The organism is Cohaesibacter sp. ES.047, from assembly GCF_900215505.1.
Taxonomy (GTDB): Bacteria; Pseudomonadota; Alphaproteobacteria; order Rhizobiales; family Cohaesibacteraceae; genus Cohaesibacter.
This window is the reverse complement of sequence record NZ_LT907844.1, coordinates 215,054-232,793: the sequence shown is the minus strand read 5'-3', so window position 1 is coordinate 232,793 and position 17,740 is coordinate 215,054. Positions and strand designations below refer to the sequence as shown.

Here is a 17,740-nt window from a genome sequence, read left to right as displayed (position 1 = left end):
TGTGCTGGCGTACCAGATCATAACTTAGACATTGACCCAGCCATCGGACAGGTCGGCTGCATAAAGCGCGTCAATCGCTGCCTGATTGCGCTTTGAGCTTTCAAGCGAGAACAGCTCGACATCCTTGCCTTCGATCTTGTCGGCAAAGGCTTCGACCTGCAGCTGATACTGGTTCATGCCCCGGAATTTCCAGACCTGCTCTTCGAGATGGGCGCGATCATGCAGGATCACGTCAACCCCTTCATAAAGCTGGGCGTTGAACGGGGCGGTCACCTCGATACAGCCATTGTCACCGTGGAAGACCATGCTCTGACGGTTGGCAAGCTGGGTAGCGCAATAGAAGGTCATGTCAAAGCTGCCGAAATCATACTGGCAGTTGGCATAGATATCGGTGCCAAAATCCGGATCACGCACGATCGAGGCGCGCGCCCGGACCGGATCCTTGCCGGTTGCAAAGCGGGCCGTCACGGTCGGATAGACGCCGATGTCTGGCAGTCCGCCGCCACCAAGACTGACCTGATTGCGCATATTGTCGGGATCGACATTGTAATAGGTGAAGACCCCCTGAATGTGCCGTAACGTGCCGATGGCTCCGGATGCCAGAAGCTCTTTGACCTTCAGCCATTGCGGATGATAGGTGACCATGAAGGCCTCGGACATCACGCAGCCGCTTGTCTTCTGGGCTTCGATGATGGCGTCGATTTCCTTGGCATGCAGGGAAACCGGCTTTTCGCACAGGACATGCTTGCCCGCTTGAAGGGCCTTGATCGTCCATTCCACATGTTGAGAGGTCGGCAGAGGAATATAGATCGCATCCACTTCGTCGCTGCTCAAAAGCGCATCGTAAGAGCCATAGGCTGTCGGAATCCCGAAGTGTTTGGCGAACGTGTCCGCGCTGTCCTGACTGCGGCTTGCGACGGCCTGTACATTGCCGTTACGCGCAGCCTGCATGGCCGGGACGAGATTTTCACGTGCAATTTTTGCTGTGCTGAGTATACCCCAACGGATCATGTGTTCCTCCTTGTTGATGTTGCAACCTTACCAAGAGAAGCTGTGCTATTCCAATGCTAATCCGGAAAGAAAGTATCAGCGTCTCGCAGTTGTTGAGTAAAGGATAGGACTGTTTGGTCATGCGCGCTATTTTGCAATTTGCTGCATGGTATTGCATTTTTATGCATTTTGGTGCAATGTGTCCCAAAGCAACGCTCCAAGAGACAAACCGATGGTCGATCTTGCACTGAATAACCCTCTGACGCGGCAGGACCTGCTGCGCGCCCGCCTTCAAGCAGGAGATCCGTTGATCGCCGTTGATCTGGCGCGTGAATTTGGCCTGTCCCTCGACACCATTCGCCGGGATCTGCTCGCCTTGGAAGAGCTGGGCATATTGCAGCGCGTGCGTGGCGGTGCGGTGCCAGTGCGCAGCCATTCCACGACCTACAAGGAACGTCGTGAAGAGCCTCAGACCGATTGTGATGCGTTGGTCAAGGCGGCTGTGCCGCTGATCAAGGAGGGCATGACAATCATGGTTGATGGCGGCACGACCCTCACTCATCTGGCTCGGCACATTGCGCCTTTGCGTAATCTGCTTGTTGTCACACCTTCACCAACGGTCGCGGCTATCATGCTGGAAAAGGACATCGCCACCTATCTCATCGGTGGCCAGATCAGCCCCTGGGGCGGCGTTGCCACCGGTGCCGAGGCCGAAGGCGCCATTCGAAATTTGGCAGCCGATCTGGCCTTCGTAGGCATTTGTGGCCTTGATGTCGACTTTGGCCTGTCTGCCGATGACGCCAGTGAAGCGGGCGTCATGCGGGCCATGGCGTCAAGTGCCAGTCGCACCATTCTCATTCTGGCCCACTCGAAGCTGGGCCAGCGAGCGCGTCACCGCGTGTTGCCTATCGACCAGTTGGGGACCATTATCACGGACGCCTCTTGCGATAGTATGCAGCCTTTTCTATCCGCAGGAGCGGAGATCATTCATGTCTGACCATACCGGCAACCTTGCCCTTCCCACTCCGCCGTCTGCCTCGCGTTGGCGCACTCCCCGGCGCGCAGTGTCCGCCCAATTCGCCTTCAATGGCATGTTGATTGGTATCTGGGCCTCGCGCATTCCGGCCATTACCGAAATCCACGCGCTCGACAAGGCAGAGCTTGGCCTTTTGCTGTTGGCGATGGCCATCGGGGCGATTGCCTCGTTTCCGCTCGCCGGGCGTTTGTCGGATATCTATGGCAGCGCTCTTGTGACCAAGTGCATAGCGGTTGTCTACACCTTCTCGCTCATGGCGCTGGCCCTTGCGCCAAGCATCTGGGCGTTGGCGCTTGCTCTTGCCTTTTTCGGTGCCAACCATGGGGCGATGGATGTCTCCATGAATGCCTGGGCAGGGGAGGTCGAAAAGCATCTGGGCAAACCGGTGATGTCATCCATCCATGCCATGTGGAGCATCGGGGCCGGGTTCGGGGCGGCAACCGGGTACCTTGCGGTCAAGCTCGGTGCCGACCCGGCGGTGCATTTCGTCGTGGGTGCGCTCGTGTCCTTTGCCATCACCTTCCCCTTTGCAACGCTTCCCTGGCAGAGCCAGCGACGGGCATCCCAAAAGGGAGACCCGATCTTTCCCTTGCCCAAGGGCGCTCTCATTCTCGTTGGCCTCATCGCGCTGAGCTCGGGCATTGGCGAAGGCGCCATGGCGGACTGGAGCGCCATCTTTCTGGTTTCCGTTACCGGCGTGGGGGAAGCAAAGGCGGCTTTGGGCTATACCATCTTTTCGCTGGCGATGGTCTTCATGCGGTTGATTGCCGATCGCATTGTCGTGCGAACCGGTCCGGTGAGGGCTGCAAGGCTCAGCGGGCTGGTGGCCGGTCTTGGCACTCTGACGGCAATCTTTGCAGGCTCCTACTATACTGCCCTTATTGGCTTTGCCTTGATGGGAGTGGGCTATGCGGTGGTCATCCCTCTGGCCATGTCGCGGGCAACCAGAGACGACAGGCTTCCTCCCGGAACGGCCATTGCGTCCGTCGCCACGCTGGGATATGCCGCCATTCTCGTCGGGCCGGTCTTGATCGGCTTCTTCGCCGAGTTCCTGTCTCTGCAATGGGCCTTTCTGCTGCTCACCTCTCTGACGGTGGTGATCATTTCGCTGGCATCCCATCTCGCGCCGCCAAAGTGAGGCTTTTATTGTTAAAATTACCAATGAATTACTTTTTCGCGATTTTTTGAGCTACATCAAATTTCTGGTTGACGTGGCTCAAAAAGAGGACGTTTGCTCAACAAATGATCGCGAAAACTGTGATTTTTGTCTGTTTTTTGAACTTTTTAGCTACGACTGTGGTCGACTCCCAATGGAAAATTGCGCAAAAGGGGATCTGCTGCTTAACAAGTCTTTACCGTGACCGGACAGATGAGCGGATCCGAAGACGACCTGTTGCGCACGGGCTGAAGAAGAGGGGACTGCTCGTAAGTCCTCCACGCCAGCCACCAACAGGCGTTATGCCGGAAGGTCTTTTGGAGACATTGCGGATCGTTGGAGGAAACGGATCAACCCTGCGGGAGCAAAGGGGGGGCTTGAGCAAATGCCATAACGGTGGCATCGGCTTCTGACGGAGCCAGATGTTGCCAACAAGAAACATCCGTTGGGATTGATTACAACTATGAGCATCAAACGCGAACACTGGGGCTCCCGTCTCGGTTTCATCATGGCGACTGCCGGATCGGCGATTGGCCTTGGTAACATCTGGAAATTTCCCTATATGGCTGGTGAGAATGGGGGCGCTGCCTTCATCATCATCTACCTGGCTCTGGTCTTCACAATCGGCCTGTCCGTTTTGCTCGCCGAGATCATGATTGGTCGCTCGACCCAGTCCGATGCTGTCACTGCCTTTAAAAAGCTTGGCCATGGCGGTTTCTCGGTCGTGGGCTATATGGGCATTGCTGCTGCCTTCATGATCCTGTCCTTCTATTGTGTTGTTGCGGGCTGGACCATCGCCTACATCATCAAATTCGCCAGCGGGCACTTTGTCGGAATGGGCGGAGCTGAACTTGGCGCCGAATTCGGTTCCTTCATTGCGGCTCCGGTTAAGCCGATCCTCTATCAGGGCGGATTTGTAATCCTGACGGTCATCGTCGTGCTTGGCGGTATTGCCAATGGCATCGAGCGGGCGGGCAAGATCCTGATGCCGCTGCTGTTCGTGATTCTCATTGCGCTGGTCATTCGCGGCGTCACTCTGCCGGGTGCAGAGCGCGGGCTCGAATTCTTCCTGGCTCCGGATTTCTCCAAGATCACCGGCTCCACCATCATGGCAGCCCTTGGGCAGGCCTTCTTCTCTCTGTCGCTGGGCATGGGGGCGATCCTGACCTATGGCTCCTACCTCGACAAGACGGCCAACATCGGCAAATCCGCCTCACAGGTTGCCTTTCTTGACACCTTGGTGGCCATCCTCGCTGGTCTCGCCATCCTGCCCGCCGTCTTTGCCTTCAACATGGACCCCGGCGCAGGTCCGGGCCTGACGTTCGTCACCCTTCCGGCTGTTTTCTCGGCCATGCCGGGTGGTTACATCTTTGGCCCGCTGTTCTTCTGCCTGTTGACCATTGCCGCACTGACCTCTTCGGTCTCGTTGCTTGAGCCGCTGGTTGCCTTTTTCTCGACGAAGGGCTTCTCGCGTGCGCAGATCACCATCGCCTCGGGCTTCCTGACTTTCCTTATGGGCATCCCCTGTTCGTTGTCCTTTGGCTTGCTGAGCGATTTCAAGATCATCGACAGGAACTTCTTTGATCTGATGGACTTCCTGACCGCCAACCTCATGTTGCCGATCGGTGGCATGCTGATTGCGATCTTTGCTGGCTGGGTGATTACGCCTTTGGCGATCCGGGAAGTGTCAGGCGAAGGAGACCATGGTCTGCTGACGAAAGCTTGGATTTTCATCCTGCGATTCGTCGCTCCGATTGCCATCGCGCTGATCCTGCTGTCGGGTCTGGATATTATCCAGTTCTGATAATGCACTGATTGCGGTTAAAGCCCGGAAATCGGCCAAATTGCAACAATGAATAGGGCGGGCCTTTGGTTCGCCCTTTCTTGTCTTGACCGCTCAGCAGAAGGGCCTCTACCTAAAAGCAAATGGCTCATGCGGGTCGGCAGGACCGGAGAATGTAACAATGACGTTACGTCGGCACATCGCGCGCGACATCACCTACGCCTTCTCGGCAGAAACCCGCCGGGGGCGTGCCATGATCCGGTTTCTGGAAAATACGACCGGCCGTCTTCAGATCATCAAGCGGGCAGACGGCTATGAACATGAGGTGGCCGCTGGACGCGACTTCTGGTCCGTCATGATTGAGCGGTACGGTCTGACGCTGGATGTCATCGCAGGCTCGCTTGACAACATCCCCGCTGACGGTCCCCTCATTCTCATCGCCAACCACCCCTATGGCATTCTTGATGGCCTGATGATGGGCTATATCCTGTCCGCCCTGCGGGGCGATTTCCGCATTCTGGCCCACAAGATCTTCCGCAAGGCCGAGGATATCGACAGGGTCATCCTACCCATTTCCTTTGAAGAAACCCGTGAAGCGATCCGGCAGAATCTGGACACCCGCAAAACCGCCCTTCATTATCTGGATCAGGGCGGGGCCATCGGGATTTTCCCCGGCGGCACCGTCAGCACCGCCGCCAAGCCCTTTTCTCAGCCCATGGACCCCAATTGGCGCGGTTTCACCGCGCGCATGATCGGCAAGTCCAACGCCACGGTGGTTCCCATCTTCTTTGATGGTCACACCTCGCGCCTGTTTCAGATCGCAAGCCACCTGCATGTGACCTTGCGCATGGGGCTGCTTATTCAGGAGTTCAAGAAACGCGTCGACACGCCGGTGAAAATCGTGGTTGGCGAACCAATCGGGCGCGAAATTCTCGATCCTCTGTCTCGCGACAGTCGAGCCTTGATGAACTATCTGCGCCGGGCGACTTATTCCCTCTCTCCAACTCCTGTAAAGCCGCACATGCTTGGCTTCGAATTTGAAGACAAGCACCGCATTCGCGTTTAGAGCACAGGGCATTCTTTGACGCGGGCCTCAGGATCACTCCGCTCTGAAAATCAGGGGAAAGGCGCTGGCGGGCCTTTCCGGGCCGGAGCATTCGGACTTTTCACGATATTCGAGCAAAAAGAATTCGAGCGCTTCGCCCTCGACCGCGCGCAGCTGGTAATATTCAGAACTGCCACAATTGCGCTCGATATTCAGATCCTCCGCGTGCACCACCGCATTGGAAGGCGTCAGAACCGGATTGAGCAACTCGTAGCGGCCCTCCATATCGCCGTGATCGGGGACACCGGGCAGAAACAGCACATTCGCATAGGCCGGATTGTCGTTCAGAGCGGTGACATAAACAGATGATGCGCTGCGGGCATAAAGGCTGCACGGGACTTCCCAAAGCGTCATGGCATCACTGATGGCATATCGCGCCCCGTTGCCTGTGGTGTTGTGCGGGTCACAATCAGGGGCGTTCTGTGCGACTGCATCGAGGATACCGGTTGGCACGGCTGAAAGATCGTTGAACGGCTGTGCTTGGCCAAGCGAAATTGCATCGCCATAAAGACCGCTGGGCACCACAAAGCTGTTTTCCCGAGTGTCGGCCCAAGCCGTGTCTTTGGCGCTGTCCTGAGCACTGTCTTGTGCGTTGGGGCAGATGATGCCGCCTTTCACCGTGATGACGAAGGGGTACCGCTCATCGTGCGTGATGGTCATCTGGCCCTTGTCGACGACAATATTGTCACCTTCCACATGCTGATCAAGCACCTCGATCAGGGCGGTGTAGCTGCCCTTTGATGCCCGGTAAAGGCGCAGGCTCTCCAGCATCTGCCCGGACGCGCGTACGCTGTCTTCCCTGTTCATCATATAGACCGTGCCGCCAACCTTCATCCAGCCGGGCAGCTCCTCACCATCGTTGAACGGCGCATAAAAGACATAGGCATATGTGTCGGTCTCAGGGTCCCTGTTTGCCTGCCAGAAGGCGAGGCGACAGCCGTCATACGCCTCTGTCACATTCTTGCCGAACAATCTCAGATCGATTGTCTGGTCCTCACTGGCCGCTCGCACGGGCTGGCTCGCCACAAGGAGAAGCGCCAGGCCTGCACCGAGGCACCGGACAAGGTTTCGGGATCGAAAAGCGGAAGGAAAGAACGAGAGCATCAGTTGGTCCGAACACAGGAGTGAAAAAGCTGTGTATTCGAAGCTAGGCAATAATACCTATGATATCCAGTAAAAAAAGGCGAGCTGCGCGTAGCGGCCCGCCTTTTATCAAATCGATGGAGCGCGCATCAGGCCCCAAGCCCCAAGCCCCGAGGCCTCAGCGGCGCGTCTCATGTCGGCGCGTTAGTCCTGCTTGAGGAACCAGTTTGCCGCATTCTGATAGCAGACATCCCGCACCAGCCCGTCCAGCAGCTCACGATCATTGGGAATGTGGCCGGTTTCAGTCCAGCGACCGATCATCTGGCACACCAGCCGGCGGAAATACTCATGCCGCGGGAAAGACAGGAACGAACGGCTGTCGGTCAGCATGCCGATGAAATGCGAGAACAGGCCCATCTGTGCGAGCTGGGTCATTTGGCGTTCCATGCCATCAAGCTGGTCGTTGAACCACCAGCCCGATCCGGCCTGCACCTTGCCAGCGACACTGCCGTCCTGGAAGTTGCCTGCGGTCGTGACCATCACTTCGTTCATGTTTGGATTGAGGTGATAGAGCACGGTCTTGGGCAAGTGCCCATCGCGATCCATTTCGCCCAGCAGACCATTGAGCCCGGCGGCCACCGGCAGATCGTTGATCGAGTCACCGCCGACATCCGGGCCAAGCGAGGCATGGAGGCGATGGTTGTTGTTGCGGATCGCACCGATATGCAGCTGCATGACCAGATCACGCTCATAATAGGCCTTGGACAGGTCCACCAGAACACGGGTCTGGAACTGGGCGATTTCAAGCTCGCTCAAGTCAGCGCCCGATAGGCGTTTCTCAAGGATCACATCAAGCGCCGCATCATCGACCGGAGCAGCAAAACGCAGCACATCAATACCGTGGTCCGTAGCAAGGCAGCCATGGGCGACAAAGTGATCAAGCCGCTTGATCAGGCCTGCCATCAGGGCCGAATAGCTTTCAACCTGCCGACCGGTGGTGGTGGACAGGGTTGCAATGAAATCGTTGAAGCCGGGCATCTCGATCTTGATGGCCTGATCGGGGCGGAAGCTTGGGGCAACGACCATGTCGTTGATGCTTTCGTCCGCTGCTATGGCCTTGTGATGCTCCAGACTGTCGCAAGGAAAGTCCGTGGTGCCAACGAAGCGCACCTGCATGCGGCGCAACAGGCCGCGGGCGCTGTGGCTGTCTTCGGCCAGCATCGCTTGGGTCTTTTCCCAGATCGAGTCGGCTGTTTCCGGGCTCAGCAGCTCGCGGATGCTGAAATAGCGTTGCAGTTCGAGATGGGTCCAGTGATAGAGCGGATTGCCCACACAGCGCGGCATGATCTCGGCAAAGGCGTTGAATTTCTCGCGGAAGCTGGCAGATCCTGAAACCTTGGCTTCATCGACACCGGCCCAGCGCATGGCGCGCCATTTGTAGTGGTCGCCTTCCAGCCAGATCGCTCCAATGTCATCCCACTTGCGGTCGCTGGCGATGTCCTGCGGACCGAGATGGTTGTGATAGTCAATGATTGGCAGTTCTTCAGCCACATCGTGATAAAGCTGACGAGCCGCTGCCGTATCGAGCAGAAAGTCTGGGCCAAGAAATTGGTGCATGTGTCACTCTCCCGTCAAGCATCGCTGCTGTCCGAATTGCGGATATCCAAGCCGATGGTGGCTGAGACGCTCCGGGATGGTCGACATCCGGACCAACGTGCATCGTGTGGTTGTGGTTTGTACTAAAGTTGCAATCTCTGCCTTGATACCTGTCATCAAAATGCAAATGCAAGCACGTTTTTCCGGCAGATGATGCGTAGGAGTTGGCGGCGCACCGATGCCGCCGCCAACAGTTGATCAAGGCCTGAGCAGCCTCGCGGGTCGGGACTAGAAATCCAGAAGCCCCCCCTTGGTGTAAGCCTTGCCCTGCGCCGTCATCGTGCGCGTATCAAGGCCACTGACTTGGATCTCGCACCCTGCAAGCTTCGGCTCGAACTGCCCTTTATGCAACCAGGACACATCAAGGGTCGTTGCTGTCTGGAGCACGTTGATGGTCGTCAGGCGGCTCATGCCGTCAAGGGCATCCACATTGTCCACGGCATCTTCATAAAGCTCGCAGGCGTAGCTGTGGGTCGCGGCATCCGCACAAGGATAGACCACCAGAACCCGTTTCTGACCTTTTACCGGACCAGAGCGATCAACATCCGGGGAGAGCGGTAGAATGGATCCGGCCCGCACGAACAGCGGAATGGAGCCAAGATCGACCGGAACGGTAATCTCCCGACCACCTGCATGGTAGGCACCACTCCAGAAGTCATAATATCCAACGCCGTTATCTGGCAGATAGATCGTGCGTTCGCTCGCACCTTCTTCCACAACGCTCGCAACCAGCAGATCCCGGCCAAGGAAGAAATCATCGGTTGGCTCGAAACAACGCGCGTCATGCTCGTGATCAAGGAAGGTTGGGCGGATGATCGCTTCGTCTTCCACCACGGACTTGAACAGCAGGGTGTAGAGATAGGGCAGCAACGTGTAGCGCAGCTTGATCGCATTGCGGATGTGGTGCGTCACCTTGGGATACATCCACGGCTCGTTGACGGTCTTGTCGTCATTCCACGAGTGGATGGTGAAACGCGGATGGAAGATGCCGTTCTGCACCCAGCGCACGAACAGTTCCGGATCAGGACGGTCACCGGAAAAGCCGCCAACATCATGACCGATGTTGTAAAGGCCTGACAGGCTCATCCCGAGGCCCATCGGAATATTGTATTTGAGGCTGTTCCAGTTGGTGCGGTTGTCACCGGACCATGTCTGGGCATAACGCTGAATGCCCGGGCAGCCGGAACGCGAGATCAGGTAGGGACGTTTGGATGGCGAGAAATCGATCTGCGCATCATTGGAGGCGCGGGTCATAAGAAGCGGCTGCACCGGTCGGATGAGGTCGATATCGATCGGCGTACCGAAGCCAGCACACTGGGCCTGACGGTCCCAGATCTCATATTCGTTGTTGTCATTCCAGGTGCTGTTGATGCCATACTCAAGCAGCGCGGTTTTAACGTTGCCCTTCCACCAGTCCTGCGTTGCCGGATTGGTGAAATCAAGATGGCTGCCCTCGTCGTCCCAGAACACGGAGCGTTCGGCCTTGCCGGTCTCACCGTCCCGTACGAACAGACCCAGCCCGTCCGCTTCACCATAGCGCGGGTGATCCTGCAGCATGCAGGGCTTGATGTTGGCGACCAACTCAATGCCCGCATCGGCAAATTTGCGCGCCATACCATGGGCATCGGGCACCTTGTCGGTGTTCCAGTTGAACACATAGCGTTTCGGCCCGATTGAGGTGTAGCCCGAAGACAGCTGGAAGCTGTCGCAGGGAATGTCATGAGCCTTGACGAGGTCGACAAAGCCTTCGAGTTGTTGCTGCGCATTGTCCGCATCGGTATAGGTCATGGTCGAGCCGGAATAGCCCAAAGACCAGCGGGGCAGGAAGGCGGTGCCGCCTGTCAGACGCACCTGAGCCTTGGACAGATCCGAGATGGTCGGCCCGAGCGTGAAGTAATAATCAAGGTCGCCGTCATCGGCGCGATAGGCGCGATAAGGCAGATGATAATTGTCCAGCTCATTGCCCAGATCGAACCAGCAGGGGGCCAGATTGTCATAGAACAGGGAATAGCTCAGACCGCTTTCAAGCCGCGTGATCGTGAAGGGCACATGCTTGTAGAGCGGGTCGGTGGTGCTGGCGTTGTAGCCCATGGCATCAAGGTTGCGCATTTCGAAGCGGCGCCCCGACCGTTCCAGTTCACCGGCCTTTTCGCCCAGACCATAGAAACGATCGGTTTTTGTCCGGCGCAGGAAGTGACTGTGCGCATGGTCCTTGCGGCCCAGCATATAGGCACCCGTCGGGCGATCTTCGGCGATCTGCTCCCATGGTGCGTCGACATTGGGGCGGGCTTCCCAGACAAGGCCAAGCGGGTGGCGAACCTTGACCCGCAGCAGCCCGGTGCTGAGCCTTACGCTGTCGCCATCATTGTCAAAGGAGAAGGACGGACAGGAGAAGCCGGCAAGCGTTGAACGATCACGCCCCTCGATAGGCGCATCTCCGCCCGGCGCGACGGTCCAGCTGCGATTGAGGCGGTAAGCGCCATCCTTGAGAAGCTGCACCCGGATGATGCTTTCTTCGAGGATATCGATATGCATGGCATGGCGACCTTCAACCTGCAGAATGACGCCGGTTTCGGTCTGGGTCTGCAACGACCATTGTTTTAACTGATACATGTGAGTTTATCCCGGTTCCGAGCCGCGGCGATCTGTTGCGGGCAGGTCGTATCGGCTCATTGAAGGTCTTGCCTGCAAAGTGCAGGGTATGGAAGAAGCCGCGCAGGGGAGGAGACTGCGCGGCTTGTTACTGTCAGGCCTAACCGCCGTAGCCAAGGAAGAAGTGTGGCAGGGTCAGGGACAGTTCAGGGATGAAGGTAACCGCGAGCAGCAGAACCACGAGGACCGCATAGAACGGCAGCATCGGTTTGAGCACGCTCGAGATTGGCACCTTGGCAACGGAGCAGCCGATGAACAGGGCGGACCCAACCGGCGGCGTACAGATGCCGATGCAAAGGTTGAAGGTCATCATGACACCGAAGTGTACCGGGTCCATGCCCAGATCTTGAACTACAGGAAGGAAGATCGGGGTGAAGACCAGAAGGGCCGGGGTCATGTCCATGAAGGTACCGATCACCAGCAGCGCAAGGTTGATCACCAACAGGATGACGATCGGATTGTCCGAGATGGAGAGCAGTGCATCAGAGATGGCGAACGGAATATCAGAAAAGGCCATCGCCTTGGACATGCCGATCGAGCAGCCAACCATCAGCAGCACGATGGAAGTCGTGATGGCTGATTCCAGAATGATCTTCGGCATATCGGAGATCTTGATTTCGCGATACCAGACCAGCGCAAGGAACAGCGTGTAGACAACCGCGACAGCCGATGCTTCGGTCGCGGTGAAGATGCCGCCGATGATGCCGCCCATGATGATGATGATCAGGCCAAGCGGCAGGATCGCATCGCGCGTCTTGTCCCACATTTCGCGGCAACTGGGACGTTCGGAAACCGGGTAGCCGCGCTTTTTGGCGATGATACCGGCAACGATCATGAGGCCCAGACCCATCAGGATGCCCGGTACGTAACCGGCCACGAACAGCGCAGCAATCGAGGTGCCGCCTGTGATCAGGGAATAGACGATGAACGTGGTGGACGGCGGGATCAAGAGGCCCGTTGGGCAGGAGGCGATGTTGACCGCAGCAGAATAGGACGGATCATAGCCTTCCTTTTTCTGGATTGGCGACATCACGCCACCAACGGCAGCAGCTGAAGCGACCGCAGACCCCGAAATGGCCCCGAACATCATGTTGGCCAGAACGTTACAGTGGGCCAGCGAGCCGGGCAGGCGGCCGCCAAGGATCTTGGCAAACTCGATGAGCCGCATGGCGATGCCGCCGCGGTTCATGATGTTGCCTGCCAGAATGAAGAAGGGGATCGCCAGCAGCGTGAAACTGTCAAGCCCGGAGGCCATCTGCTGGGCGACGATGAAGATCGACTGATCGAACGACATGTCGATCACCAGGAAGGTGAAGACGGTCGCTATGCCGATCGCGAAGGAGATTGGTACGCTGAGCGCCATCAGGACGATGAAGATCGAAAACAGCGTGATTGTGGCTTGCCATTCCATTGTCGTTAAACCCTTTATCCGATCTTACTTGTCTTTGGTGGCGGCATCGACGGCCGCTTCATTGCTGTTGAGCGCTTCGAGATAGGCCGGGTCCATAATGTCGGACACCAGAGCGGCGCAGTAGAACAGCATTGTCAGCCCAGAGAAGGGAATGGCGCCGTACACATAGCCCATTGGCAGACGCAAAGCCGGCGTCATCTGACCGGATTCGAGCGTCTTGATCATCAGTTCCCAACCGCCATAAACCATCACGACGCCACAGAATGCGGCGATGATTATGATGACGAAGATGCGGATATTGCGCAGGGCTTTGCCTCTCAGTGAAAGGCTGACAATGTCGATGGCCAGATGCCGGTTCTGGCCCAGCGTGTAGGCCGCGCCCACAAAGGCCACCCACATGAACAGGAAGCGGGCGATTTCATCGGTGGTCGTGCTTGGGGTGCCGAGAATGAAGCGGGATACGACCTGCCAAACGACGCAGATGACGAGGATGGTAAAGACCAGAACGGTTATGGAACCGAGGACTGTGTTTACCAGGCGAACAGCTTGTTTCATGGCTGCACTTCCTTATCTGATTGGGTTCAGTTCGAACGCTGTCGAACGCGATGTCTGCCTTTGGGGAAAATTGGTCTGCCAATTTATCAACAGCTGCTTCCCTGATGGACAGTGTCTGACGCGGCAGTTGGAAGGGGCGAACCCGGTTCCTCTATGTCGTGCCAGCAAAAAGCCGAGGGATGCTGACGGCAGCAATCTGTCTGCTTTCAATCTTCAAAAGGAAGGGAAGGCGCTGATTTTCGGCGTTTCCTGTTGTTTTTGAAGCGTCTTTGGCGATTTTGCCAGCAGACTCTCAGTGCCATTCGGCATCTCTGTTGCCTATAGTCATCGCTTAAAAAGCAAAATTGGTCAACCAAAATAAAAATCGTTTGACAAAAATTTGAAAATGACCAATTGTTTGGTCGACCAAAAATCAAATTGGTTAGGCCGGGCGTGGTAAGGGTGTGAGGTGAAGGTCTCGAATCCGAAGCCCCGTGTCAATAAGCAGAGATTTCCGGCCCGCCGTGCGAGCGGATCTCTCATCAAACGATAACCGACTGACTCATATTCTCGGGAGGGAAATGATGAAACGCAAGCTAGCCATTCTTAGCGCCGTTGCCGGTGCAGCTTTCGCGATCACTGCAACTGCTGCCAGCGCAGTGACCCTGAAAATCAGCCACAACAACCCGGAAGATCATCCGTTGCACAAGTCCATGAGCTTCATGGCAGATCGTGTCAAGGAATTGACCGGCGGCGACGTGAAAATCCGCATTTACGCAAACGCCCAGCTCGGCACCCAGCGTGAATCCATGGAGCTTGTCCAGAACGGCACGCTGGCCATGGCCAAGTCGAACGCTTCTGAGCTGGAAGCCTTCGAGGAATCCTACAGCGCGCTGAACCTGCCTTACCTGTTCACCTCTGAAGATCACTTCTTCAACGCTCTTGGTGGTGAAATCGGCGATGACATTCTGATGGCCTCCAAAGACAAGGGCTTCATTGGTCTGACCTACTACTATGAAGGCGCTCGCTCCTTCTATGCCAACAAGGCAATCAACTCCCCGGCAGACCTCAAGGGCATGAAGATCCGTGTGCAGCCGTCTCCCTCTGCGATCCGCATGGTTGAACTGCTCGGCGGCAACCCGACCCCGATCGCTTGGGGTGAGCTCTACTCTGCTCTGAAACAGGGCGTTGTTGACGGTGCCGAAAACAACCCGACCGCTATGACCACCGCGCGTCACGGCGAAGTCAGCAAGGTCTTCTCCGTTGATGAACACACCATGATCCCGTCGGTTCTGGTGATGTCCACAAAGAAATGGGATGCTCTGAGCGAAGATCAGCAGAAAGCCGTCAAGCAGGCTGCTGATGAGTCCATGGACTTCCATCGTGAACTCTGGGGCAAAATTGTCAAAGCAGAAATCGAAAAAGCCAAATCCGAACTCGGCGTTGAATTTGTCGAAGTCGAAAAAGCTCCTTTCGTGGAAGCTGTTATGCCCATGCATGAAGAAGTGGCCGCCAAATCCGAGCGTCTGGCTGACCTGATCTCTCGCATCAAGGCCGTTGAATAAGCGATCCGTCGCTTGATTGTTGCCTGTTAGGCCCCCGCAGTGACAGGTAACACAGCAAGAGTGACAGCATGGCGGGCCCCTGCCCGCCATGCAGCCCCTTGGAAAGAACTTCAAGAAAGCAGGAAAGAGACCGATGGTCCTCGAACGTTCAGAGCTGGCGGAAAACGCACTTCAGTGTCTTCATGACGAAGCCTATGACGCGCCGTTCAATACCCAGAATCTCAATCATGAAACCATGCTGTTCGTGGGTGGGCGCGAAGGCGAAAGCCTTGATGGACCTTGGAACTTCTGCGTTGACCTGCTTGATACCGGACTGCGCCAGAAATGGTTTGAGATGGAGCAGATGGATCCCGAAGATCGCATCGAGCCCTATGACTACGACCCCTTCATGGGTGAACAGGTAACGGTTCCCTCCAACTGGCAGATGCTCAAGGAGAAATGGTATTTCTTCGAAGGCAGCGCCTGGTATTCCCGGCCGATCACCATCGACGAACTGGCTGCTGACGAGCGCAAGATCCTGCGCATTGGCGCGGCCCAGTATGACTGCAAGATTTTCCTCAACGGCGAATTTCTGGGCAACCATTATGGTGGCTCGACCCCGTTTTTTGCCGAACTGACCGGTAAGCTACACCAGGGCGAAAACTGGCTGATGCTCTGCGTCAACAACACGCGCACCACCGATCGCGTGCCGATGCGCAACACCGACTGGTTCAACTATGGCGGTGTCTATCGCGAAGTGACGCTGTTCACCACGCCGCGGACCGTCATCAAGGATCTCTTTGTGCGTCTCGTCCCGGACGGGGCTTATGACAAGATCGCCCTCGACATCACCATCGACGGCCCGGTTGAAGACGACGTATCCTTCACCATTCCCGAGCTCGGCATAGACAGGCGCTTCAAGCCTGATGCCTCTGGCCGGATCACGACAACACTCACCGTCAAGCCTCAGCTCTGGTCGCCGGAAAATCCGCGTCTTTATGACGTTGTTGCCCGCATTGGCGGTGACGAAGTCCGCGACCGCATCGGCTTCCGTCAGATCGAACAAAAGGGTGCCAGCCTTTTCCTGAATGGCAAACCGCTGTTCTTGCGCGGCATATCGGTGCATGAGGATGACAAGGAAACCGGTAAGGTCACCAGCGAGGCAGACATCCGCCGCCGCTTTGAGCACGTTAAAGAACTCAACTGCAATTTTGCCCGTCTCGCCCACTATCCGCACCACGAAATGGCAGCCCGGATCGCTGATGAAGTGGGCCTTCTGCTTTGGGAAGAGATTCCTGTCTATTGGGCCATCGATTTCGAAAATCCGGCCACCTATCGCGATGCGCACAACCAGGTCAGCGAACTTATCAAACGCGACCGCAACCGCGCGTCCGTGATCATCTGGTCCGTCGGCAACGAAAATCCGGATACCGATGCCCGCCTTGAGTTCATGCGCAAGCTCGCAGCCCGGGCTAAGGATCTCGACCCGACCCGCCTCACGTCAGCAGCCTGCCTGATCAATCATGCCAAGAAGAAAATCGAAGATCGTCTGTCGGATTACATCGATGTGATCGGTATCAATGAATATTATGGCTGGTACGAGGAAAACTTTGAAGATCTGATTGAAATCGGAATCAACTCATCACCGAACAAGCCTGTTGTGATTTCGGAAACCGGGGCGGATGCGGACATCAGTTCCACCGGTCCGAAAAAAGGCCTGTTCAGTGAAGCCTACCAGACAGAGGTATACGAGCGTCAAATCGAGACTCTGCGCTCGCTGGACTATGTGAAGGGTATTTCTCCGTGGATTCTTTATGATTTCCGGGTTGAAAGACGCCAGAACATCTTCCAGCAGGGAAGCAACAAGAAGGGTTTGATTGCCGGTGACAAGCAGACCAAGAAGGAAGCGTTTCACAAGCTTGCCGCCTTCTATCAGGAGAAGGCAAGCCAGTCCGACGCTGGCAAATAGAACAGGCGAGAAGTGAGGGCTTTCAATGATCCCGGAGACAGGCAAAAGACGATATCAGGAAATCGCTGAAGCGCTCAAAAAGGAAATGATCGACAAGGATCTTTCCATCGGCACCCGGTTGCCGACCGAGCGTCAGATTGCTGAAGAGTATGACGTATCGCGTTCGGTCGTGCGCGAGGCGATCATCATGCTCGAAATCGAAGGGCTGGTCTCCGTGCGCAAGGGGTCTGGCATCTATATCGAACGGCTGCCCAATCAGTCAGAGCGCAATTCGATTGCCCGTCCGGATATCGGTCCGTTCGAGCTCTTGCAGGCGCGCCAACTGGTCGAAAGCAACATCGCAGCCTTTGCTGCGACAATGGTGACCAAGAACGACATCGTCAAGATGCAGGACGCGCTCGATATGGAAGTGGCGGCAATCGATTCCGGCCGCAAGGACTATGATGGCGACGAGATGTTTCACCATCTCATTGCCCAGTCCACCCAGAACAGCGTCCTCATCGAGATGGTCGACAAGATGTGGCAACTGCGCAAGGGCAACCAGATCTGGGATGGTCTGCATGCGCGCATTTTTGACGAAAGCTATCGTCAGCAATGGCTCGACGACCATCAACAGATCCTGACCGCGCTCAATCGCAAGGATCCGGGCAAGGCGCGTGATGCCATGTGGAACCATATGGAAAATGTCCGCAACACCCTTCTGGTGCTCTCGGATCTGGAAGACCCGAAATTCGATGGCGATCTGTTCAAGACGCCAAAGGTCATCAAACTGAATATCTAGGACCCTTTTCAGGCCGCTGAACGCTTTGAAAAGGGGAACG

The 17,740-nt window shown here is 56.4% G+C and carries 13 protein-coding genes; 7 read left to right on the top strand and 6 right to left on the bottom strand.

All coding sequences use genetic code 11. The features are described 5' to 3' along the window. Positions 1 to 24 precede the first annotated feature (24 nt). Positions 25 to 1,011 (bottom strand): Gfo/Idh/MocA family protein, encoded by a 987-nt coding sequence (locus tag CPH65_RS00995; RefSeq protein WP_096171741.1) that lies wholly within the window; start codon positions 1,009 to 1,011, stop codon positions 25 to 27. 211 nt (positions 1,012 to 1,222) lie between these two features. Here CPH65_RS00995 and CPH65_RS00990 point away from each other — a divergent pair, with 211 nt between their 5' ends. From CPH65_RS00990 to CPH65_RS00970, 4 genes are all read left to right on the top strand, one after another. Further along, entirely contained in the window at positions 1,223 to 1,987 is a 765-nt protein-coding gene (locus CPH65_RS00990) for a DeoR/GlpR family DNA-binding transcription regulator (RefSeq protein ID WP_172891431.1), read from the top strand. Beyond that, positions 1,980 to 3,164 (top strand): MFS transporter, encoded by a 1,185-nt coding sequence (locus CPH65_RS00985; RefSeq protein WP_096171739.1) that lies wholly within the window; start codon positions 1,980 to 1,982, stop codon positions 3,162 to 3,164. The genes CPH65_RS00990 and CPH65_RS00985 overlap by 8 nt, the downstream gene beginning before the upstream one ends. A 481-nt stretch (positions 3,165 to 3,645) precedes the next feature. Next, on the top strand, positions 3,646 to 4,986 hold the full coding sequence (locus CPH65_RS00975) for a sodium-dependent transporter (protein WP_096171737.1): 1,341 nt from the start codon (positions 3,646 to 3,648) through the stop codon (positions 4,984 to 4,986). Between the two features lie 160 nt (positions 4,987 to 5,146). Beyond that, entirely contained in the window at positions 5,147 to 6,031 is an 885-nt protein-coding gene (locus CPH65_RS00970; RefSeq protein ID WP_096171736.1) for a lysophospholipid acyltransferase family protein, read from the top strand. Between the two features lie 33 nt (positions 6,032 to 6,064). On the opposite strand, the gene CPH65_RS00965 is transcribed toward CPH65_RS00970, so the two are convergent. The 5 genes from CPH65_RS00965 to CPH65_RS00945 form a co-directional block, all read right to left on the bottom strand. Further along, the gene (locus tag CPH65_RS00965) at positions 6,065 to 7,081 is read right to left on the bottom strand and encodes a hypothetical protein (RefSeq protein WP_157747427.1); all 1,017 of its coding nucleotides are present in this window, start codon (positions 7,079 to 7,081) and stop codon (positions 6,065 to 6,067) included. Positions 7,082 to 7,357: 276 nt separating this feature from the next. Continuing rightward, positions 7,358 to 8,770, bottom strand: a complete 1,413-nt coding sequence (uxaC, locus tag CPH65_RS00960; protein ID WP_096171734.1) for a glucuronate isomerase — start codon at positions 8,768 to 8,770, stop codon at positions 7,358 to 7,360. A gap of 267 nt (positions 8,771 to 9,037) precedes the next feature. Continuing rightward, positions 9,038 to 11,422, bottom strand: coding sequence for a TIM-barrel domain-containing protein (locus CPH65_RS00955; protein ID WP_096171733.1), 2,385 nt, complete (start codon positions 11,420 to 11,422; stop codon positions 9,038 to 9,040). A gap of 139 nt (positions 11,423 to 11,561) precedes the next feature. Then, positions 11,562 to 12,872, bottom strand: a complete 1,311-nt coding sequence (locus CPH65_RS00950) for a TRAP transporter large permease (protein ID WP_096171732.1) — start codon at positions 12,870 to 12,872, stop codon at positions 11,562 to 11,564. Positions 12,873 to 12,896: 24 nt separating this feature from the next. Beyond that, positions 12,897 to 13,427 carry a TRAP transporter small permease gene (locus CPH65_RS00945; RefSeq protein WP_096171731.1) on the bottom strand — a complete coding sequence of 177 codons (531 nt, stop codon included), beginning with the start codon at positions 13,425 to 13,427 and terminating at the stop codon, positions 12,897 to 12,899. Positions 13,428 to 13,990: 563 nt separating this feature from the next. Here CPH65_RS00945 and CPH65_RS00935 point away from each other — a divergent pair. The 3 genes from CPH65_RS00935 (at position 13,991) to CPH65_RS00925 (ending at position 17,700) form a co-directional block, all read left to right on the top strand. Beyond that, positions 13,991 to 14,971, top strand: coding sequence for a TRAP transporter substrate-binding protein (locus CPH65_RS00935; RefSeq protein ID WP_172891430.1), 981 nt, complete (start codon positions 13,991 to 13,993; stop codon positions 14,969 to 14,971). Between the two features lie 133 nt (positions 14,972 to 15,104). Continuing rightward, complete coding sequence (locus CPH65_RS00930; RefSeq protein ID WP_096171728.1) at positions 15,105 to 16,919, top strand: glycoside hydrolase family 2 protein; 1,815 nt, start codon at positions 15,105 to 15,107, stop codon at positions 16,917 to 16,919. Positions 16,920 to 16,944: 25 nt separating this feature from the next. Beyond that, the gene (locus tag CPH65_RS00925) at positions 16,945 to 17,700 is read left to right on the top strand and encodes an FCD domain-containing protein (protein WP_096171727.1); all 756 of its coding nucleotides are present in this window, start codon (positions 16,945 to 16,947) and stop codon (positions 17,698 to 17,700) included. Positions 17,701 to 17,740 lie beyond the last annotated feature (40 nt).